Source organism: Acetivibrio mesophilus, from assembly GCF_004102745.1.
Classification (GTDB): Bacteria; Bacillota; Clostridia; order Acetivibrionales; family Acetivibrionaceae; genus Hungateiclostridium; species Hungateiclostridium mesophilum.
Window position 1 is genome coordinate 23,657 of the sequence record NZ_RLII01000008.1, and the last position, 23,700, is coordinate 47,356.

Consider the following 23,700-nt stretch of genomic DNA (forward strand, 5'->3'; position numbering starts at 1 on the left):
CAGGGGGGTTGACGTATGACAGCGAACAAGCTTGATAAAAAAAATATAGAGGATATATTGTCGTTGACTGCAATGCAGGAGGGGATACTGTTTCATTACAGAAGCAATCCCGAAAGCAGGCAGTATTTTGAACAGCTGAGCATGAGGATTGCGGGAAATCTAGATGCTGATATATTTAAAAAAGCATGGAATTTTACAGCACAGAACAATGAGGTCTTAAGAACGGTATTTAGATGGGAAAAGCTCGAAAAGCCGGTTCAGGTGGTTTTAAGAAACTATGAGATTCCGGTGAGGGTCTATGATATTTCCGAATATGAAGAGGAAGAAATACAAAGACAGCTCGAGGCAATAAAGGAAAAGGACAGGAAAGAAGGCATAGACATAAGCACGGAGCCCTTCAGAATAACTCTTTGCAAGCTCAAGAAGGACAGGTATGAGGTTATTTTATCCAATCACCACATACTCTACGATGGCTGGAGCAACTCCGTAATTCTTAAGGAGTTTTTAGAAGCGTACGATGCTTTTGAAAAAGGCCAACAGCCGCTAAGGACTGCAAAGAATCGGTATAGAGAATTTGTGAAATGGCATCAAGGCCGGGATATCAATACACAGAAAAGCTATTGGACAAAGTATCTTGAAGGGATGGAAAGCAGGACGCTGCTGCCCTGGGATTCAAAAAAGCAGGGGGAGATAAAAAAGGCCCAGGTGTATACCCTTGAGATTGAAAAGGAAAAAGCCCATAGAATAAAGAATTTTGCCCGGGAGCAAAAGGTGGCTTTGGCATCGGTTTTATACGCAGCTTGGGGAATACTACTTCAGAGGTATAATAATTCGGAGGATGTTATCTTCGGTACTACGGTATCGGGCAGAACGGCAAAAATAAATGGGATTGAGAATATGGTGGGCCTCTTTATAAACACACCCCCACTTCGGATCAGGTCAAAAGCTGGTGAGCAGGTATCCGGCCTGCTGGATGAAGTGGAAAAATCCCTCAGGGATAGGGGACCTTATGAAGACACTCCCCTGACAGAAATCAAAGCTTGCAGCAGTATGGATAGTAAAGAGACTTTGTTTGATTCTATAATGGTAATTGAAAACTATCCTCTGGATAAGCAGATGATGAGCAAAGACAGCTGTCTTGCGATAGAGTCCTTTTCCATGTTTGAAATGACTAATTTTGATATTGCTGTTGCGGTATCGGTGTTTGACGGCATGGAGTTGGAATTTATTTACAATAGTGATGTGTTTTGCTTAAGTACTATAGAAAGGATGTCCGGGCAGCTAATAAATATTATCGATTGCATGGTTTCAAACCCTTGTATTGAGGTTTCAAAAATAGATATTTTATCAAAAAATGAAAGAGATGAAATTTTATATAGATATAACAATACAGCTACTCTATATCCAAAGAATAGAACTTTGAGCCAGTTGTTTGAAGAACAGGCCCAAAGGGTTCCGGAAAATATAGCCCTTGTTTTTGAGGGTATGGAAATGACATATAGAGAGCTTAATGAAAAGGCCAATCGCTTCGCAAATTTCCTAAGGAAAAAAGGAGTGGCAGCGGAAAGCATAGTAGGTGTACTTTTGGAACGCTCACCGGATATGATTGTTGCTATTTTGGGAATTTTGAAAGCGGGAGGGGCTTATCTTCCTATAGACCCGGAGTATCCCGCAGAAAGGATTGCTTCAATCATTCGTGACTCGGGTACTAGATTACTGGTTTTGGGTGCAGGGCTCGAAGCGAAGCTTTCATCAGAGGATCCTTCGCCGGAACTTATTGTAATGGGTGGAAATAACGATGATTTTCAGCATGAAGATGGGGAAAATATCGAGTGTATAAACTCTTCCGAAAGCCTAGCTTATGTTATGTACACTTCCGGTTCTACCGGTATGCCCAAAGGAAACCTTACCACTCACTATAATATAAGCAGAGTGGTTAAAAATACCAATTATATTGATATTACCGACAGGGATACATTACTGCAGCTGTCCAATTATGCTTTTGACGGCTCTACCTTTGATATTTTCGGGGCGCTTCTGAACGGAGCAAAGCTTGTCTTGGTCAAAAGTCAGACTTTACTGGATATTCTTGAGTTGTCAAGACTTATAGAGAACGAAAAGATAACGGTATTTTTCATAACTACAGCTTTGTTCAATACTCTTGCGGACCTAAACCCCCAATGCTTTAAAAATGTCAGAAAAGTACTCTTCGGAGGGGAAAGAGTCTCGGTACCTCATGTCAGGAAGGTATTGGACTGTGTGGGTCCGGGGCGGTTGATACATGTTTACGGACCTACGGAAAGTACTGTTTTTGCCTCATACCACTTTATTGATGCCGTAGGAGACGAGGATGCAACCATACCGATTGGAAAGCCTTTATCCAACACAAAGATATATGTTGTAGATAAAAATAACAACCTCCAGCCTTTTGGAGCTCAAGGGGAATTGTGCATAGCTGGGGACGGATTGGCAAAGGGTTATCTTAATCGGCCGGAATTAACTAAAGAAAAATTTGTCCCGAATCCCTTTGAGGCATATGACAATGAAAGGTGCAATGAAGGTGGTAAAGACAAGGAATGTAAATTGATGTACAGGACCGGAGACCTTGTCCGATGGCGCTCAGATGGCAGTATCGAATTTATTGACAGAATAGATACCCAAGTGAAGCTTAGGGGATTTAGGGTAGAACTTGGAGAGATAGAGGCGAGGATTCTTGAATATGAAGGAATCAGAGAAGGAGTTGTGATTGCCCGGGAAGACAAGAAGGGAAGTAAATACCTGTGTGCTTACTTTACGTCAAAAGAGGAAATCTCTTTGTCCTGCCTTCGGGAGTATTTGCTGGCAAAGCTTCCTGCGTACATGGTTCCCGCTAGCTTTATCAGACTTGAGGAAATGCCCCTTAACTCCAACGGTAAGATCGACAAAAGGAGACTGCCGGAGCCAGAAACGGACAAAGCATCAGGAAGTGAATATACTCCTTTAGAGGGGGAAACGGAAGAAAAGTTGGCTCGATTGTGGGAAGAAGTGCTGGGAGTCGACAGGGTCGGAGCGAAGGACAATTTCTTTGAACTGGGAGGACATTCCCTGAAGGCTACGGTTCTGGCAGCGCGCATACATCGTGAGTTCAATAAGTCAATACCCTTGTCAAAAATACTGACAACCCCAAACTTAAGGGAGCTTGCCGGCTGCATTGACGCCTTAGGGGAAAGTGTATACTTGAAGATAAATCCGGTAGAGGAAAATGAAGGTTATCCAAAGGGGATTTATCCGGCATCTTCTTCTCAGAAAAGAATGTTTGTGCAGCAGCAGTTCGAAGGAATAGGAATAAGCTACAATATGCCTCTGGCTTTATTGGTGGAAGGGCCAATTGATCCTGATAGGTTAAGAAGGGCTTTTAAGGGTCTTGTTATGAGGCATGAGCCCTTACGGACCTCTTTTGGAATCCATAATGGGGAAATAGTTCAGATAATTCAGAGTGAAGCGGATTTTGAGGTGGCCTTTCTGGAATGTGATGAGGAAAAGGTTTACAGTTTATTAATGGAACAGGTAAAGCCCTTTGTTCTGGAACAGGCGCCGCTGTTTCGGGTTGTGTTGGTAAAAATTAGGGATAATAAACACATTCTCCTCATGGATATGCATCACATAATATCGGACGGAGTTTCGGTTGCCATATTGGTGAAAGAATTTGGAGAGTTGTACAACGGTGGGAAGCTGACGGATTTGAGGATACAGTATAAGGATTTTACTTATTGGAACAACAAACGTCTTCAAGATGCGGCAATGAAAAAACAGGAGGAATTCTGGGTTAAGACTTTAGAAGGGGATATTCCTGTCCTTGATATGCCGTCGGATTTTAACCGATCCGACAGCAGAACTTTTGTCGGGGATACAGTGGAATTTAATTTGGGAGTTGAGACCTCGGCTTTATTGAATGCTTTGGCGCAAAAACATGGAATTACTTTAAATAGCTTGCTTTTTTCTGTCTACACAGCTCTTTTGCATAGGTACACCGGTCAGGAGGATATAATTATCGGTTCTTTATCTGCCGGCAGAAATCATCCTGACTTGGAAAACATGGTGGGGATGTTCAACAACTTCCTTCCAATAAGGAGCAAAATAAATGCAACCGCTACCTTTGAGGAACTGATGGGCAGTGTAAACAGCGCATTGGTGAAAGCGTATGAAAATCAAGATTATCCCTATGACATGATGGTGGAAAAGCTAGGTTGCAGGCCAGAGGTTTCCAGAAATCCCTTTTTTGATACCATGCTTATTTTCCATAATGAAATCGAGAGGGATATCAGCTTGGGAATAGACGGATTATCCTTTGATATGTATAAATTGAATAACCATACGTCCAAACTGGACTTTAAGCTTGACGTATATTTAGGTAGGGCCGGTAGTTTGGAGTGCATTATCGAGTACAATACGTCACTTTTCAAAAAAGAAACCGTAAATAGACTGGCAAAACATTTTGTAAATATTATAAAAGAAATCCTGCAAAACCCGGCTAAGCAGATTTCCCAGATAGAGATGCTGGAAAAAGAGGAAAAAGAGAAGATTCTCGTGGACTTTAACGACACGAAGAAAGAATACCCCAAGGACAAGACCCTGAGCCTGGTATTTGAGGAGCAGGTGGAAAGGACACCTAATGATGTGGCGGTAATTTTTGGGGAGGAAAAGCTCACATACCTGGAGCTTAACCAAAGGGCCAATTCTTTGGCAAGGGTGCTGAGGCAAAAGGGTGTAGGCAAGGAAAGTATCGTAGCAATAATGCTGGAGCGTTCCACAGAGATGATGGTGGGGATACTGGCAGCATTGAAGGCAGGAGGTGCCTACCTTCCGATAAGCCCGTCGTATCCGGAGGAAAGAATCCGGTATATGTTGGAGGATAGCGGCACATCCCTTCTATTGACGAAAGAGGGGGGCTATGGGAAGAAATTTGAATTTTCTTTGGACCTTACGATACTGGACCTGGATGACCGTTCGTTGTACATGGGAGATGGATCAAACTTAGATCCGGTAAATGACTCCGGAAGCCTTGCCTATGTGATATACACCTCGGGATCAACCGGGAAACCCAAGGGAGCTATGATAGAGCATTATTCTGTAATAAACCGCCTAAGCTGGATGCAGAATAAGTACCCCATAGGAAAAGAGGATACCATCCTTCAAAAAACTCCTTATACCTTTGACGTATCGGTGTGGGAGCTGTTCTGGTGGTTTTTTGTAGGGTCAAAGGTATGCTTCCTTGAGCCGGGCGGGGAAAAGGACCCAGGAGCGATAATTGATGAAGTGGAAAAGAACGGTATAACCACCATGCACTTTGTACCTTCCATGCTGAATATGTTTTTGGAGTATCTGGAGGAAGGAAGCGGATTGGAAAGGATTGCGAGCCTAAGACAGGTGTTTGCAAGCGGAGAGGCCTTAGGGACAAAGCAGGTGATAAGGTTTAATCGGCTGGCAGGAAAGAGACATGGTACAAGGCTCATAAATCTATATGGACCTACGGAGGCAACAGTGGATGTGTCTTACTTTGATTGTCCTTTGGGCGAAGAGATTGATCTTGTGCCCATAGGAAAGCCCATAGACAATATAAGGCTGTACATAGTGGATCGTTACAATAACCTCCAACCGGTGGGAATACCGGGAGAACTCTGTATAGCAGGGGATGGAGTAGGAAGAGGCTATTTGAATCGGCCCGAGCTTACCAAGGAGAAGTTTGTAACAGATCCCTTTACCGGTTTGGGCAGTAGAGAGAACGGGACTACATCGAAAGAGGTCATGTATAGAACCGGGGATTTGGCAAGGTGGCTTCCTGACGGCAATATAGAATACTTGGGAAGAATAGACCACCAGGTAAAGGTAAGGGGCTTTAGAATAGAACCGGGAGAGATAGAAGAAGAGCTTTTAAAGCATGGAGATATAAAAGAAGCAGTGGTGATGGCAAGGAAAGATAAGGATGGCGGAAATTACCTTTGCGCATACATCACAGCGGATAGGGAGATTACTCATGCAGAGCTTAGGGAGCATTTGACGAGAAACCTTCCGGAATACATGGTTCCGTCCTACTTCATGAGGCTTGACAAAATGCCGTTGTCACCCAACGGAAAGGTTGACAGAAAAGCACTTCCCATACCTACGGGAAACATAAACACTGGAGTGGAGTATGTAGAACCGACAAGTATAATTGAAAAGAAGCTGGCAGAAATTTGGCAGGAAGTGCTTGAATGCAAGAAAGTAGGAGTAAACGACAACTTCTTTGAACTGGGAGGACATTCGTTAAAGGCTGCTATTCTTGTATCAAGGATACATAAAGAGTTTAATGTCCAGATATCCTTGGGAGAGATATTTAAGGCTTCCACTATCAAGCAAATTGCAGAAAAGATAGAGGGGGCGGGGAGAAATATATATTCTTCAATTGTCCATCTTGATGAAAAGAATTACCGGACTTCGGGAGAAGATTCGGCGGTGTACCCGGTGTCTTCGGCTCAAAAACGTCTATTCATCTTAGAGAGGATGGCCAATATTGGTACCACCTATAATTTGCCCGGGGTATTGACCGTTGAGGGGGATATAGACCTAGAAGCTTTTGAGAAGGCGTTTCAAAAATTGATTGATAGACATGAGACATTGAGGACCTCCTTTGAATTATCTGATGGCGAGCCCGTTCAGAGGGTTCATAGGCGTGTGGACTTTAAACTTGGGTATAAAAAGGCAGATGCCGATAAGGCAGAAGATATAATCAAAGGCTTTATAAGGAAATTCGATATTGGAACTGCTCCCCTTTTTAGAGCAGAGCTAGTGAAAATAGGCGAGAAGAAACACTTGCTGATGTTCGATATGCATCACATTATATCCGATGGAGTTACTGCTGTTATACTGGTGAAGGAATTCATTGAGCTATATAGCCAAAAGAATTTGAGTCCATTGAGGATACAATATAGGGACTATGCCGTATGGCAAAACAGTCTTCTTGAATCGGAGATTATCAAAAAACAGCAAGAGTACTGGCAAAATGCTTTTTCCGGCGATATACCTGTTCTCAACTTGCCTCTGGATTATCCAAGGCCTTCAATACAAAGCTATGAAGGAGACCGGGTAAGATTTACTTTGTCAAAGGAACTGGTAAAAGGTCTGAAAACTGTTGCGGCAAATACCGGCACAACCCTTTATATGGTGCTTATAGCAGCCTATAATGTTCTCCTTTACAAGTATACCGGGCAGGAGGATATAATAGTCGGTTCGCCCACCGCGGGAAGACCCCATGCGGACTTGGAAAACCTAGCCGGAATGTTTGTAAATACCCTTGCTTTGAGAAATTATCCGAAGAACGAAAAAGTCTTCAGCGGTTTTCTTGAAGAGGTTAAAAGCAATGTGTTGAACGCTTTGGAAAATCAGGAATTCCAGTTTGAGAAGCTTATAGAGGTGCTGGATTTAAAAAGGGATTTGAGTAGAAATCCGTTGTTTGACACCCTGTTTGTGCTTCAAAACATGGGAATACCGGAGATGGATGTCGGGGGCTTGAAATTTATTCCCTTTGAATTTGAAAATAGGGTTTCCAAATTTGACATTACATTGGAAGCTATTGAGAACAAGGATGATATAAGGTTTAATTTAGAGTACAATACCAGTATTTTCAAGAGGGAGACGATAGAAAGACTTGCCCGTCACTTTAATAAAATACTGGAGGAGATTGCAAAAAACCCCTATAAAGAAATTTCCCAGATAGAGATGCTGACAAAAGGGGAAAAAGAGCAGATTCTCGTGGACTTTAACGACACGAAGAAAGAATACCCCAAGGACAAGACCCTGAGCCTGGTATTTGAGGAGCAGGTGGAAAGGACACCTAATGCGGTGGCGGTAATTTTTGGGGAAGAAAAGCTCACATACCTGGAGCTTAACCAAAGGGCCAATTCTTTGGCAAGGGTGCTGAGGCAAAAGGGTGTAGGCAAGGAAAGTATCGTAGCAATAATGCTGGAGCGTTCCACAGAGATGATGGTGGGGATACTGGCAGTATTGAAGGCAGGAGGTGCCTACCTTCCGATAAGCCCGTCGTATCCGGAGGAAAGAATCCGGTATATGTTGGAGGATAGCGGCACATCCCTTCTATTGACGAAAGAGGGGGGCTATGGGAAGAAATTTGAATTTTCTTTGGACCTTACGATACTGGACCTGGATGATCGGTCGTTGTACATGGGAGATGGATCAAACTTAGATCCGGTGAATGACTCCGGAAGCCTTGCCTATGTGATATACACCTCGGGATCAACCGGGAAACCCAAGGGAGCTATGATAGAACATTATTCTGTAATAAACCGCCTAAGCTGGATGCAGAATAAGTACCCCATAGGAAAAGAGGATACCATCCTTCAAAAAACTCCTTATACCTTTGACGTATCGGTGTGGGAGCTGTTCTGGTGGTTTTTTGTAGGGTCAAAGGTATGCTTCCTTGAGCCGGGAGGGGAAAAGGACCCGGGAGCGATAATTGATGAAGTGGAAAAGAACGGTATAACCACCATGCACTTTGTACCTTCCATGCTGAATATGTTTTTGGAGTATCTGGAGGAAGGAAGCGGATTGGAAAGGATTGCGAGCCTAAGACAGGTGTTTGCAAGCGGAGAGGCCTTAGGGACAAAGCAGGTGATAAGGTTTAATCGGCTGGCAGGAAAGAGACATGGTACAAGGCTCATAAATCTATATGGACCTACGGAGGCAACAGTGGATGTGTCTTACTTTGATTGTCCTTTGTGCGAAGAGATTGATCTTGTACCCATAGGAAAGCCCATAGACAATATTAGGCTGTACATAGTGGATCGGTACAACAACCTCCAACCGGTGGGAATACCGGGAGAACTCTGTATAGCAGGGGATGGAGTAGGAAGAGGATATTTGAATCGACCCGAGCTTACCAAGGAGAAGTTTGTAACAGATCCCTTTACCGGTTTGGGCAGTAGAGAGAACGGGACTACATCGAAAGAGGTCATGTATAGAACCGGGGATTTGGCAAGGTGGCTTCCCGACGGCAATATAGAATACTTGGGAAGAATAGACCACCAGGTAAAGGTAAGGGGCTTTAGAATAGAACTGGGAGAGATAGAAGAAGAGCTTATAAAGCATGAGGATATAAAGGAAGCGGTGGTAATGGCAAGGGAAGATAAGGATGGCGGCAATTACCTTTCCGCATACATCACAGCGGACAGGGAGATTACTCCTGCAGAGCTTAGGGAGCATTTGACGAGAAACCTTCCGGAATACATGGTTCCGTCCTACTTCGTGAGGCTTGACAAAATGCCGTTGTCACCCAACGGAAAGGTTGACAGAAAAGCACTTCCCATACCTACGGGAAACATAAACACTGGAGTGGAGTATGTAGAACCGACGAGTATAATTGAAAAGAAGTTGGCAGAAATTTGGAAGGAGGTTCTGGGAGCAGAAATTGTTGGTGTAAAAGATAATTTCTTTGATCTGGGCGGTAACTCGCTGTTATTGATAAGAATGCATTCAAAGCTGGAGGCATTATATCCGGGTAAGGTTAGCATTACGGATATTTTTTCCCACCCCACAGTCTCAAAACTGGCGGAGTTTATTGAAAGAAAAGAGAGTCTACGGGGAGAAAGGCCGAAATTGGTATCCTTTGAGCTTCCGGCTGAGTACTTTAACCGGGATGGCAACAGAGATTTTGGTTCTGCTTTTAAGTTTGCGATAAGGAACGAAATAGTGAAAAAATTGAGAGCAATGGCAGAAAAAGAAGATGTGGATGAGATAGATATTTTGCTTTCCGCGTATATATATCTTCTTGCAGGGACTGCAAAAAAGCAGGATGTTACAGTGCCCACAATGCTTGATGACAGCGGTAGGATAACTGCAATAAGTGTGGATTTGAAGGAAGTTGATGATTTCGGTCAACTTGGAAGACTGATAAAAAGTAAGCGGATTTGCGACATGGAAATAGGATACACATTGGAGGATATAAGTGAAGAATCGGTAATCAGAAAGGGTGCTTTCTCAATACTGCCTTTCTTCTATAGCAAGAGTAGCTTCAAAAAGTCGCGGAATTTAACAAGAATCTTCGACATTGCTTTTGAGATAGACAATCAAAAGGCCAATATCTCAGTTGTATGTGAGTTCGATGCATCAAGGCTAAAGAGTGAAAAGATCAAGGAATTGGTTAACAACTATATGAAAGTAGTTGAATTCATTATAACGAGCAAATAACATATAAAAAGTTTTAGCCTTAATAAAGGCTGGATAAAAAATATAGGGGGTAAAAAAATGAAAAAGTATTTAAAAATGATATGTAATTTATTATTGTATGTGGGCACGTATTTTGTAGTCATCAAATCTCTGGTTGCCTTCGGAAAAGGGTATATACTTAACAAGCCCTACATAGGACCATGGCTTAACGATAACTCGCTTATAGTAACTGTTACTAGCGATTTGATTCAGTTTACCATCTTCTATTTCATTTTTAAGAAGTTTAAAGGTAAAAGCCTCTTGGAACATGTTAAGCTGACACAAAGCATCAGCATAAAGAACATAATAACTATTTCTATCATTGGAATAGCATCTGGATTTTTCACCTCATCGGTAATTAAACTTCCCTTTGTTACGGAGAGGTATTCGGACCTGGTAGGAATAATGAGATATATGTTTGTGGACGGCGGAAGTTTTGTGATTTTCCTCTTATTCCTGATAGTAGGCTCGGTGTTTAAGGAAATATTATTCAGGGGGTTGATTTTCAACGAGTTTAAAGAAAGTCTACCCGCTGCATTGGCCATAGTACTTCAGGGACTTATGTACGGTCTGATGTTCTTTGGTACAAATCTGCCTTTACTGTCCTACGGATTCTTTGGTGCTGTTTTGTTTGTACTGTTGTATCTGTGGGTTAAATCCCTGTGGGCTTCAATAATTGCACAGGCGACATGCCAAGGATGCATGTATATTCTGATGTTGACAGAGGACTCAATACTGAATGCCGGTTCGGCGGTACCTACATTAATAATAAGTTCCATCATTGTGCTTGCGGCATCGGTTTATTTAATGAGAAGCTGCAAAGCTGAAAAATCAGTGAGTGAAAATGCTATTGCGGCATAGGGTCAAAAAGGAGGGTATGGATATGAAAAAATATCTTAAGATGTCAGGTTTAATAGTTGCGTACTTGGTAATTTTATATGCCGTAATGAGTGGCGTGAAATGGTTTGTCTTTAATGTTTGCTCCTTAAATAAGACGCTTAATGATTTCCTTTGGAGCAACCGTACACTTTTCAGCTTTACAATTTCGATTATAACAGTTTGTATATATTATGTTATTTTTAAACTGAGAGGCAAAAACCTGTTTAAAGTGTGTAGTTTTCAAAAGATGGAGGTAAAAGATGTACTTGGAATAACTATGATGGGAATCTCAATGAGTATATTTACCACTTCCTTTACCTCCATAAGTTTTATTGGCAGTGCATTTCCTCAATTTGAAGAATACATGAAAGGCTTTTTTGAATCAAAAGGAAGTTTTCTCATTCTTGTAGCCATGCTTATCGTCTTGCCGATGTTTGAGGAAATAATTTTTAGAGGCATTATTTTCAATGAGTTGAGGGAGAATATACCCCTTATTGCTGCAATTATAGTTCAGGCTGTAATATATGGAATTCTGCAGTTTAGTCCTGTCTTGGGAACCTATGCAGCAATAGGCTCAATGATATATGTACTTCCATACATCTGGACCCGTTCCCTTTTTGGTTCCATATTGGTTCAGGATACATGCATATTAAGCCTTCTCATACTTAGAAGGACGGGCATAAAGGAAGTTTTGGCAGGTACTGGCGATGCTGTATTAATACTGCTCTCCCTGATAGGAGTAGTAGGGATGTTTGTGTTTGCATATTTTGTTTGGAAGGACTCGACAAAGAAGCAAAGTACCATGAAAACGGTTGAAGCTTTGAATTAAAAGGATTTATAGCCTATATAGCCTGGAAACGTAAATTGGATGATAATACAGTCAAATAAATTAGAGATTTAGGGTGGTTTTTATGTTGGATATTAATATGATTGAGTTAGGTAAAACAGAGGGACAAAGTATCGGTGAAATAGAAGAAATATCTTCAAAGGATATAGCAATAATAGGGATGGCTGCAAAGCTTCCCGAGGCTAACAGCATCGATGAGTTCTGGGAAAATATGAGAAACGGTTTGGATTGTGTAAAAGAGTTTCCCGACAGTAGAAAACAGGATGCCGACAGGTATATAAACTTTAAGTACGGCGGAATTAATGGGGTAAAATACAGGGCTGGAGCTTACTTGGACGAAATCGACAAATTCGATTGCAGATTCTTTAATATTTCTCCAAAAGAGGCCAGCCTGATGGATCCTAACCAGAGGATGTTTCTCGAAACAGCGTGGGAGGCAATAGAGGACTCGGGATATGGCAGCAAGGGCATTGAAGGAAGTGAAACGGGAGTATATCTTGGTTATGTCTCAGGCCTTGAATACAAACAGTTTGTGTCTGAGGTGGAACCATCGTCGGCAATGGCTTCCATACCGGGAAATATAGCCGCTATAATAGCGGGAAGAGTTTCCTACATGCTGGATTTGAGAGGGCCGAGCATCATTGTGGATACGGCATGTTCATCATCCCTTGTTGCGGTACACATGGCATGTATGGGCCTAAGAAACGGTGATTGCGAAATGGCTATAGCCGGGAGCGTAAAACTTAGCCTATTGCCCCTTCATACCGGTGAAAAATTTGGTATAGAGTCCGAAGACGGCAGGACGAGAGCTTTTGATGACAGTTCTGACGGCACCGGAATGGGAGAAGGTGTGGTGGCTGTCCTGCTAAAGCCTTTAAGCAAGGCTGTAAGAGACGGAGACAGGATTTATGCTGTGATTAAGGGCAGTGCGGCAAATCAGGATGGAAGATCCATAGGACTTACCGCTCCTAACGCAGCAGCTCAGGAGAGAGTAATACTGAAGGCGTGGAAAGATGCGGGAATTGATCCCGAGACCATAACCTATATAGAAACTCACGGTACCGGCACCAAGCTTGGAGACCCCATTGAGATAGAAGGTATAACAAAGGCATTTAGAAGATACACCGATAAAAAACAGTTTTGTGCCGTGGGAGCTCTAAAGACAAACATAGGTCACTTGGACAATGCTTCAGGAATAGCGGGTATGGTAAGGGCTGTACTGGCTCTGGGTAAAAAAGAGATACCTCCTATTCTTCATTTTGAAAGACCCAACAGAAAGATAAATTTTGCGGAATCCCCCTTATATATAAATAAGGTGCTGTCACCATGGAATACGGCAGGATTTCCAAGAAGGTGCGGTGTCAGTGCCTTCGGACTTAGCGGTACAAACTGCCATGTAATTTTGGAAGAACCTCCGACAAATACCGAAATGGTAGATAGGTACGATGAGGGTATAAAAGTATTGACTCTTTCGGCGAGAAGTCCGGAAGCTTTGCGTAAGTTGATTGCTGGATACAAAAAAATGGCCAAAGAAGATGATGGACAGTTGTTGGAAGATATTTGCTATACGGCTACGACAGGTCGAGGACATTATGAATACAGACTTGCATTAATGCTGAAGGATAAAGAAGATTTTAAGGTCAAAATCAACAAGATAGCTGATTCGGACATAACAAGTTCTTCCGAGAACTGGGTCTTTTACGGAGAATGTAAGGGGACAGAAAGCAATGATAATAGCCGAATTGCCGAAAAAATGCTCCGTCAGTTTACTGAGGAAGGAAAGAAAAATGAAGTCTTGCTGTCGGAAATATTGAAGCTTTATGTAGATGGTGCCTCCCTTGACTGGGAAGAGATGTACAGGGGTGAAAACAGGAAAAAGGCAGGTGTTCCTGTATATCCCTTTGAAAGAACAAGGTGCTGGCTGGAAATCCCCGAGAATCCGGTTAAGACTCAAAAACAGGCAGAGCCTTTGGAGGATAAGGCAAATAGTAACACTGACATAAAGACCGATTGTGATGAAAAGGATGACGAAGTAATAAATATTTTGCTCAAGGGAAGAGAAAATGGAATATATACCAATACGGAAATGATTACGGCAAAGGTATGGGCTGAAGCTTTGGGATACAGTGAAATAGATATTTGCGAAGATTTCTATGAGCTTGGTGGAGATTCCATAATAGCATCTACCATAGCAAACATGCTGAGCAAGGAAATAGGAGCCGTTATAAGTTCGGCTGATATTCTAGAATATACTACCATTGAAGAGCTGGCGGATTATCTTGATCAAGAATATGGAAAAGAGGCTTCAGATAAAAGAAGCTTTACATACATAGAGCCGGTGGAGAAAAGGGAATATTACCCTGCATCCTCGGCACAAAAACGGCTGTTTGTATTAGGACAGCTAAAAGAAATAGATACCTGCTACAACATGCCCGGGGCAATGATAATAGAAGGCAATTTGGATAGGAATCGGTTTGAAGAAGCCTTTAAAACCCTTGTAAAAAGGCATGAAACATTAAGAACATCCTTTATGACCATAAATGGAGAAATAGTTCAGGTAGTAAAGGATAGCATAGATTTTGAGGTGGAATACTTAAGGCCGGAGCTTATAAACCAAAGCGAAGAAGAAACGATAAGAGATCTGATGGAAGACTTTGTAAGACCCTTTGATCTAGGGACAGCTCCCCTTCTTAAGGTTGGACTTGCAGAATTAGGAAAGGATAGGCATATCATGATGTTTGATATGCATCACATAATTTCCGACGGTACTTCTATGGCCATTCTCGTTAGGGAAATAATTGAGTTATACAACGGAAAAACACTTCCTACGCTTAGAATACAGTACAGGGATTTCTCCGAGTGGCAGAATAGGATGCTTCACTCGGAAACCATTAAAAAGCAAGAGGAGTACTGGCTAAAAAGGTTCGCAGGAGAGATACCGTTGCTGGACATGCCCTGCGATTATCCGAGACCTGCAGTAAAAAGCTTTGCCGGGGACAAGCTGGATTTTGTTATTGATAAGGAACTTACCTCTGAAGCAAACCGACTGGCAAGGGAAACGGGAACCACCCTTTACATGGTATTGCTGGCAGCTTACAATATACTTCTTTCAAAATACTCAAACCAAGAGGATATTATTGTGGGTTCTCCGATTGCCGGCAGGCCCCATGCCGATCTTGAAAACATAATAGGTATGTTCGTAAATGCTCTGCCCATGAGAAATTGTGTAAAGGCGGATCAATCCTTTTCGGATTTTCTAAACACCGTCAAGCAATGTGCACTGGAGGCTTACGAAAATCAGGACTATCAGTTTGAAATGCTTGTAGAAAAACTCAATGTTGAGGTAAAACCCGGGCGCAGTCCGATATTTGATGTGGCCTTTGTCCTTCAAAACATGAATATGCCTAAGATGGAGATTGACGGACTTAAGTTTATACCACTAAGGGATGAAGCAAAAATATCGAAATCGGATTTGACAGTACTTGCGACAGAAGATGAAGAGAAAATAACCCTTGTTTTTGAATATTGCACAAAGCTGTTCACGCCACAAACAATAGAGCGTTTGGCGAGGGATTATATAAAAATACTTAAGGTTGTAACATTGGACAGAAAGGTTCAAATTCAGGATATTGAGCTATTGGACAGTGAAGAGAAAAATAGAATGATATCCAAGATTCAGAATGCAGAGGATATTTCAAGCAAGCTTATAGATGAAGACTTTGGAGATATTTAGATTGTAGGAAAATATAATGTGCGTAAACGGTGATAAGTTTATAGCCTTGGAGAAAGGACATAAGTTCAAGGGGGGAAACGGGATATGAGTAATGATGTATTAAATCTATACAGGGAGTATGAGGAGTCGAGAAAATACTGGGAGAATAAACTTGGGGGAGAGATTAACGAACTTAAAATTCCTGCCGATTTTACAAGAACATATAGAAATAAAAGGGGTAGCTGTGAAATTGCCTTAGATGAAGGCCTTTGCGGAAAGTTGACAGCCCTTGCAAAAAATCAGGATCTTCTATTATACATAATTATGATGACAGGACTTAAAATTTTGCTTTACAGATATACGGGGCAGGAGGACATTGTTGTTGCCTCTCCGCTCTATAAGGATGAAGATGTGCAAAAGACCAACAGGTATATAGTCCTTAGGGATTTGCTTAAAGAGAATATGACCTTTAAAGAGCTCCTTATGGATGTAAAGAAAACAGTATCCGAAGGGATTAAGAATCAGTATTTTCCCTTAGAAAAGCTGATAGAGCAGATTGAGGATAACAGGGGAGGGAAGCTTGCAGCCCGAGTCGGTTTAATGATGGAGGGTATTCATAAAAGAGAAGCCTATGAAGAGGTTGTAAGCTCTCCGGATTCATATTTTGACTTTACAATTGTGGCAAGGGACGGAAGGATTACAGTTCGTGCCGAATACAATGCCGCTCTTTTCAAAGAGGAATCAATAAGGGCTTTATTGGAGCGCTATGTTTACATATTTACGCAGGCAGTATCGGATATTAATACAAAGCTTGGGGACTTTTCGATAACGACGGAAGAAGAAAAGAAAAGAATATTGTTTGATTTTAACAACACCAAAGCCTATTATCCTGAAGATAAAACGATACATGAGCTTTTTAGTGAACAGGCGGCCAAAACTCCGGATAATATTGCGGTGGTGTTTAATGAACAAGAACTTACCTATAGAGAGCTGGAACATAAGTCAAACAGGCTGGCGAACTATCTTATTGCAGCCCACAATATAGAGCCGGATACCTTGGTGGGAATCTTTATTGAGAACAGTATTGAGCAGATTGTGGCTATCCTTGGGATATTGAAGGCCGGGGGTGCTTACGTGCCGATATCCACAACCCTTCCGGAGGAACGCATTAAGACAATGATTGATGATTCCAAAATCCGTCTTGTGCTTTCCACTGCAAAGAATATCAAAATGCTGAATAAACTACAGTGGGAATGTGAGAGCTTTGAAGCTTTCCTATGCCTTGATACCGAAGACATCTACTCTGAGAATGAGGCAGAAGAAAGCGGACTTATGGATAAAAAACTTTGGGAATATATAGGCCAAAACTCAGTGGATGAAATAACCGGAGGAGGATGGGCAAGCAGTTATACCGGTGAAGCACTTTCAAAGAAAGAGATGGACGAATATGCAGAAAACATCTTTTTGAAGCTTAAACCATATTTGAATTCGAAGACAAGGGTGCTGGAAATAGGTTGTGCTTCAGGTATAAGCATGTTCCGTATAGCTCCCTATGTGGGAATGTACTATGGCACCGACCTATCCGGTGTCATTATCGAGAAAGATAGAGAAAGGGCCGAGAAGGAGAATCTTAAGAATATACGCTTAGAATGTCTTCCCGCTCATGAGATAGATAAGATTGAAGAAAAGGACTTTGACATTGTAATCATCAACAGTGTTATTCAGGCTTTCAGCGGTCATAACTATTTGCGCCAGGTCATTAAAAAATCGGTAAACCTTATGAGTGAAAAGGGCATATTGTTTATCGGAGATATAATGGATCAGGATAAAAAATATGAGCTTCTTGATTCTTTGCTTGAATTCAAGAGAAATAACCCCCAATACGATACAAAGACCGATGTAAGTGAAGAACTCTTTGTATCAAGGAGATTTTTTGAAGATGTGGCAGTTGAGATGAGAGAAGTTGCAAAAGTGGATTTCTCAACAAAAATCCATACTATAGAAAATGAGCTTACAAGGTATCGTTATGATGCTGTCATGCAAATTGACAAAAACAACAAAGAGAAAGTGTTGGCACCCAAACATAAATACCAGTATGACATCCGCGTGCTGAAGGGCTTCGACAGTACCTGTCCTTCATCCTGTGTGAAGCCAAATAATCTTGCTTACATTATCTATACCTCGGGAACGACAGGTAAGCCCAAGGGGGTAATGTTGGAACATAAGGGAGTGGCAAATCTCAAGGCATTTTTTGAAAATGTGCTAAAGCTAAGTGAAGAGGACCGGGTAATACACTTTGCCAGTATTTCCTTTGATGCTTCGGTATGGGATATATTCACCGGCCTTTTGACGGGTGCAACATTGTATATCATGCCCGATGATGTAATTGGGAGTTATAGCAAATTTGAGGAATTTTTAAATAAGAACAGAATAACCTTTGCAACCCTACCGCCTACCTACCTCGTCAACCTGGATCCGGACAGGATAATTACTCTAAAGAAACTGATAACAGCCGGGTCAGTGTCGAGCATGGAGCTTTTTAGCAAATGGAAGGACAGGGTAGAGTATAGAAACGGATATGGGCCCACAGAATCAACGGTGTGCGCAACAATGTGGAAGTATGACGGGGAATATGAAGTTTCCAGCTCCGTTCCTATTGGAAGACCGGCAAACAATATAAGAGTTTATGTGGTTGATAAAAACAATAATCTCCAGCCTGTAGGGGTTGAGGGCGAGCTATGCATTGCCGGAGTGTCTCTGGCAAGGGGTTACATGAACATGCCTGAACTCACAGCAGAAAAGTTTATCGAGAGTCCCTTTTTGCCGGGAGAAAGGATGTATAAATCGGGAGATCTGGCAAGATGGCTACCGGATGGGAATTTGGAATTTTTAGGAAGGAAAGACCATCAGGTTAAGATTAGAGGATTTCGTATAGAGACCGGGGAAATAGAGTTTCAGTTGCTAAAGCATGGATTGATAAAGGAGGCAGTGGTTGTTGCAAGGGGAGATGAAGACAAATACCTTTGTGCATATTATACTGCCTATGAGGAATTGTCAACTTCCAGGCTCAAGGATTTCTTGGGCAGGAGACTGCCGGACTATATGATTCCGTCATATTTTGTGCAGCTTGACGCTATGCCCCTTACATCAAATAGCAAGATTGATGTGAAGGCTTTGCCGGATCCGGAGGGTAGGAAGAGTCTTAAAACTCTTTATGTAGAGCCCCAAAACGAGATTGAAGAAAAACTGGCAGCTATATGGAAGGAGATTTTGGGAGTTGAGAAGATAGGAATTGATGATGACTTCTTTGAGCTTGGGGGTCACTCTTTAAAAGCTACAGCTCTTGTAACCGAGATACACAGGACATTTAACACAGAGATTCAACTGAAAGATGTCTTTGAAATCCGAACTATTAGAGGACTTGCGGCGCGGATAAAAACTGCCGGACAGAGTATCTATTCCTCGATAAAACCGGCCGAGGCGCAGGAAAACTGGCCTCATGGCTACTATGCCGCATCTTCCGCACAAAAGAGGCTTTATATTATAAATCAGTACGAGGGAATAGGCACGGGATACAACATGCCTGCAGCCATTGAAATAGAAGGAGAGTTGAATTATGAACGCTTGAAGGAAACCTTTAACAAGCTTATAGAAAGACATGAATCCTTAAGAACATCCTTTGGCGTCTTTGAAGGGGAAGTGGCGCAGATAGTTCATCCTTCAGCGGAGCTTAATATAGATTATATTAGCAGAACCGAATATATTGAGAAAATTAAGGATGGTGGAATAGGAAGAGTTATAAAAGAGTTTGTCCGCCCCTTTGACTTGGAAAAAGCACCTCTTATGAGGGTAGGTCTGGCTCACACCGAAGAAAGAAGACATGTTTTGATGGTTGACATGCATCATATAATTTCCGATGGTATGTCAATGAATATACTGATTGAGGAATTTGCACATCTTTATGAAGGCAAGACACTGCCTGAATTAAGAATACAGTATAAGGATTTTGCCGTTTGGCAAAATGAGCTTTTCGAAACAGAGGAAATAAAAAAACAGGGTGAATACTGGAAAAGTGTGTTTGCCGGCAACATACCGGTGTTGGACATGCCTTCTGATTATGTTAGGCCGTCAATACAGAGCTTTGAGGGCGATAGAATTGATTTTGAGCTTGACCGAGAGCTTACAGCAGGACTTAATGCTCTTGCGGCACAGACCGGAACCACATTGTATATGGTTATGCTGGCAGCATATAACGTTCTGCTCTCAAAGTATACTGGGCAGGAGGATATAGTGGTTGGTTCTCCTATAGCCGGAAGACATCACCCGGATATGGAAAAAATAATTGGATTTTTTGTAAACACCCTTGCCTTGAGGAACTATCCGAAGGACCATAAGACTTTTATGGAATTCCTCTCGGAAGTTAGACAGAGCACTCTTTTGGCTTTTGAAAATCAGGATTACCAGTTTGAACAACTGGTAGACAGCATAGCAGTATCTAGGGATTTGAGCAGAAATCCTTTGTTTGACACCATGTTTGTAATGCAGAATATAAGCAGCAGTGAATTGAGAATCCCTGATTTGAGGTTTAAATCCTTGGACATTGATTATAAGACATCAAAGTTTGACATAAAAATGGAGGCTATGGAATGGAAAGATAGAATACGCATGGGAGTAGAATACAAAACCCGGCTCTTTGAAAGGCAGACAATTGAGAGGTTTGCCCGCCATTATACCAACATACTTCGTACCATTGCAGATTGCCCCCAAATAGTCCTTTCACAGATAAGCCTGATGGATGATGAAGAGAAAAACCGGATGGTATATGGGTTAAATCAAGAAATGAATGCCTTTGACGAAAGAAGGACAGTTTCGCAGTTGTTTGAACAGCAGGCTGCAGCTACACCGGATAATATAGCTCTTGTGTCAGGAGATACAAGGCTTAGCTATGGTCAGTTAAATGAAAAAGCCAATAGTGTTGCAAGAAGACTTAAAAATAGTGGAATAAAGGCTGATGATGTGGTCGGAATTTTGACTGGACAGAATCACCATATGATAATAGGTATTTTAGCGGTGCTAAAAGCAGGTGCTGCATACCTTCCTATAGATCCGGAATTTCCGGAAGAAAGAATAAAATACATGCTTTCAGACAGCGGAGCACGTATGTTGCTTTGTTGCGGGGAGAGCAGTGTTTCCTTTGAGGGCGAGGTTATAAACCTTGAAAGTGGAGAGGCTTACGAAGAAGATTCCTCAAACTTGCAGCAAGGAAGCAAGCCCGGTGATCTTGCCTACATCATCTACACATCGGGTACCACAGGAAAGCCCAAGGGTGTAATGATTGAAAATCACAGTCTTGCAAATTACTGCAATTGGTTTGTTGGAAGGTTTGGCATAGCGAGAGAGGATAAGACCGTAATTGTATCTTCCCTGTGCTTTGACCTTTCCTACACCGCCTTCTATTCTGCGTTGATTTGCGGAAGTGAGCTGCATTTGATTTCAAAACAGGATTATTCCGATCCGGAGATACTGCTTCCTTACATGGAGGAGAATGGAATAACCTATATAAAGTCAACACCGTCACTGTTTAATATGATGGTCAACTCCCACGCTTTTCTAAAGCCGGACACTCTTAAAAAGCTGAGACTGGTGGTATTGGGAGGAGAGGAGATAAATATTAAGGATATAGAGCATTTTAATGCTGTTTATCCCGAAACTGATTTTGTCAATCACTATGGGCCTACGGAAACAACTATAGGTGCAATAGCCGAGGGTATTGATTTTAATCGGCTGGAGCTTTACAGGCGAAGTCCTGTAATTGGAAGGCCTATTGACAATACGTCAGTGTATATTTTGGACAGAAATTTAAATCCTGTACCTGCAGGGGTAAGAGGTGAAATATATATATCCGGGGAAGGGCTATCAAGAGGATACTTGAACAATCCTTCACTGACCGGTGAAAAATTCATTTCCAATCCTTTTGCAAAGGATGATGGTAAAATCCCGTCCCGTATGTATAGGACAGGAGATATGGCAAGGTATTTGCCCGATGGAAGCATAGCGTTTTATGGAAGAGCTGATAATCAGATAAAAATCCGGGGCTACAGGATTGAAGCCGGAGAAATAGAAGCACAGCTATTGAGCTGTGGGAAGGTGAAAGAAGCTTTTGTTATGGCAAGGGAGGACGAGAATAGGGATAAATATATCCTGGCTTATATAGTGTGCGATGAAATGGTGGAGGAAAAGGAACTTAGGGAATTTTTGATAGGACGCATTCCCCATTACATGATACCATCCTACTTTGTGAGAATAGAAAAAATGCCTCTTAACTCCAACGGCAAAGTAGACATAAGATCGCTTCCGGAGCCAAACCGGATAAAAGGCCGCGATTATGAAGCTCCTTCAGACTCAACGGAAGAAAAGCTTGCTGAAATTTGGAAGGATATTCTGAAGATTGAAGATGTAGGTATGAATGATAATTTCTTCGAACTGGGAGGCCATTCACTAAAAGCTACGGTTCTGGCAAACAGAATTTATAAGGAATTCAATGTAAAGATGCCTCTTAGTGAAATATTTACATCTTCTACAATAAAGAATATTGCAAGCTATATAAAGAATTCAAGAAATAGTATTTATTCTTCGATAGAACCTGTAAAAAAGAGCAGTTATTATGAAATATCCTCTGCCCAGAGGAGGATGTTTGTATTAAGTAGGATTGAGGGAACCGGTATTGCCTATAACCTGCCGGGGGTAGTTGAGATATGTGGAAATCTCTCTAAAGAGCGTTTGGAAGAGGCTTTTAACGAATTGGTAAGAAGGCATGAATCGCTGCGCACATCCTTTGAGCTCGTGAATGAAGAACCGGTTCAGATAGTCCATGAGGAAGCAGAACTTCATGTAGAGTACGAGGAAGCAGACGAGAGAAGCATCGAATCAATGATTAAGGAATTTGTTCGACCCTTTGACCTTAGGATTGCCCCTCTTCTGAGAGTCAAGCTCGTAAAGCTGCCCAAGGATGATAAAGGCAATGAGGATAGGCATATTTTAATGTATGATATGCATCACATCATATCCGATGGGGTATCGAGGAAAATCATGGTGGATGAATTTATCAGCCTGTACGAAGCAAAACAGCTCAAGCCGTTAAGATTGCAATATAAGGATTTTGCAGCTTGGCAGAATAGATTGTTTGAATCCGAAGAGATTAAAAAGCAGGAAAACTACTGGATGAAAAAGTTTGAAGGGGATATCCCGGTACTCAATATGCCTACCGATTTTGAAAGACCTGCCATAAAGAGCTTTAGCGGAAGCAATACAAGCTTTAAGGCAGGGAATGAATTGACATCACAGTTAAAAGAACTTGCAGGAAGGACCGGCACAACCCTTTATATGGTACTTCTTACCGCATATAAAATCCTTCTTTCCAGATATTCGGGGCAGGAGGAACTGGTAGTGGGATCGCCCATAGCCGGAAGACCTCATGCAGATTTGGAGAATATTATGGGTATGTTTGTAAACATGATCGCAATAAGGAGCTTTCCTATCGGTAGCAAGACCTTTGGCCAGTACCTGAATGAGGTAAAAGAAGACTGCCTTATGGCATATGAAAACCAGGACTACCAATATGAAGAGTTGGTGGAGGCGTTGGGAGCAAGAAGGGATATGAGCAGAAATCCATTGTTTGATGCATCCTTTACTCTGCAAAACCTGGATATAGAGGAGATAGAGACAGAGGAGCTTAAATTTAAGCGCTATGAAATTGAAAACACGGTGGCAAAATTTGATTTGACACTGTGGTGTGCCGAAGGAAACGGCGATATTGAGTTTGTCCTGGAATACTGCACCAGCCTTTTTGAAAGAAGTACAGCTCTGAGGCTTGCAGAGGACTATTTGAAGATTCTTAAAAGCATAGTAACGGATGAAAACATAAGAATTAAAGATATTGAACTGGAGGATAGGTTCGTTAAAAGAGATAAGGTCTTGGTGAAGGACATACAGTTCAATTTCTAACTATATATTTTGGCTTGTTTTC

5 protein-coding genes are annotated in these 23,700 nt (G+C 41.9%); all 5 read left to right on the top strand.

Annotation, left to right across the window (positions count from 1 at the left end; genetic code table 11):
* Positions 1 to 15 precede the first annotated feature (15 nt).
* The 5 genes from EFD62_RS08330 to EFD62_RS08350 all read left to right on the top strand — a co-directional run bounded on the left by EFD62_RS08330 (position 16) and on the right by EFD62_RS08350 (position 23,678).
* Positions 16 to 10,218, top strand: a complete 10,203-nt coding sequence (locus EFD62_RS08330; RefSeq protein ID WP_128705962.1) for a non-ribosomal peptide synthetase — start codon at positions 16 to 18, stop codon at positions 10,216 to 10,218.
* 57 nt (positions 10,219 to 10,275) lie between these two features.
* A complete protein-coding gene (locus EFD62_RS08335; protein ID WP_128705963.1) occupies positions 10,276 to 11,097 on the top strand; it encodes a CPBP family intramembrane glutamic endopeptidase in 822 nt (273 codons plus the stop codon).
* Between the two features lie 22 nt (positions 11,098 to 11,119).
* On the top strand, positions 11,120 to 11,944 hold the full coding sequence (locus EFD62_RS08340; protein WP_069194362.1) for a CPBP family intramembrane glutamic endopeptidase: 825 nt from the start codon (positions 11,120 to 11,122) through the stop codon (positions 11,942 to 11,944).
* An 82-nt stretch (positions 11,945 to 12,026) separates the two neighbouring features.
* Positions 12,027 to 15,695, top strand: coding sequence for a condensation domain-containing protein (locus EFD62_RS08345; RefSeq protein WP_069194361.1), 3,669 nt, complete (start codon positions 12,027 to 12,029; stop codon positions 15,693 to 15,695).
* 84 nt (positions 15,696 to 15,779) lie between these two features.
* On the top strand, positions 15,780 to 23,678 hold the full coding sequence (locus EFD62_RS08350; protein ID WP_069194360.1) for a non-ribosomal peptide synthetase: 7,899 nt from the start codon (positions 15,780 to 15,782) through the stop codon (positions 23,676 to 23,678).
* Positions 23,679 to 23,700: the final 22 nt, after the last annotated feature.

What these genes read in the sequence shown, in the direction of transcription:
- EFD62_RS08345 (WP_069194361.1), top strand. Translation starts at nt 12,027, where the DNA reads ATGTTGGATATTAATATGATTGAGTTAGGTAAAACAGAGGGACAAAGT.
- EFD62_RS08335 (WP_128705963.1), top strand. Translation starts at nt 10,276, where the DNA reads ATGAAAAAGTATTTAAAAATGATATGTAATTTATTATTGTATGTGGGC.
- EFD62_RS08330 (WP_128705962.1), top strand. Translation starts at nt 16, where the DNA reads ATGACAGCGAACAAGCTTGATAAAAAAAATATAGAGGATATATTGTCG.
- EFD62_RS08340 (WP_069194362.1), top strand. Translation starts at nt 11,120, where the DNA reads ATGAAAAAATATCTTAAGATGTCAGGTTTAATAGTTGCGTACTTGGTA.
- EFD62_RS08350 (WP_069194360.1), top strand. Translation starts at nt 15,780, where the DNA reads ATGAGTAATGATGTATTAAATCTATACAGGGAGTATGAGGAGTCGAGA.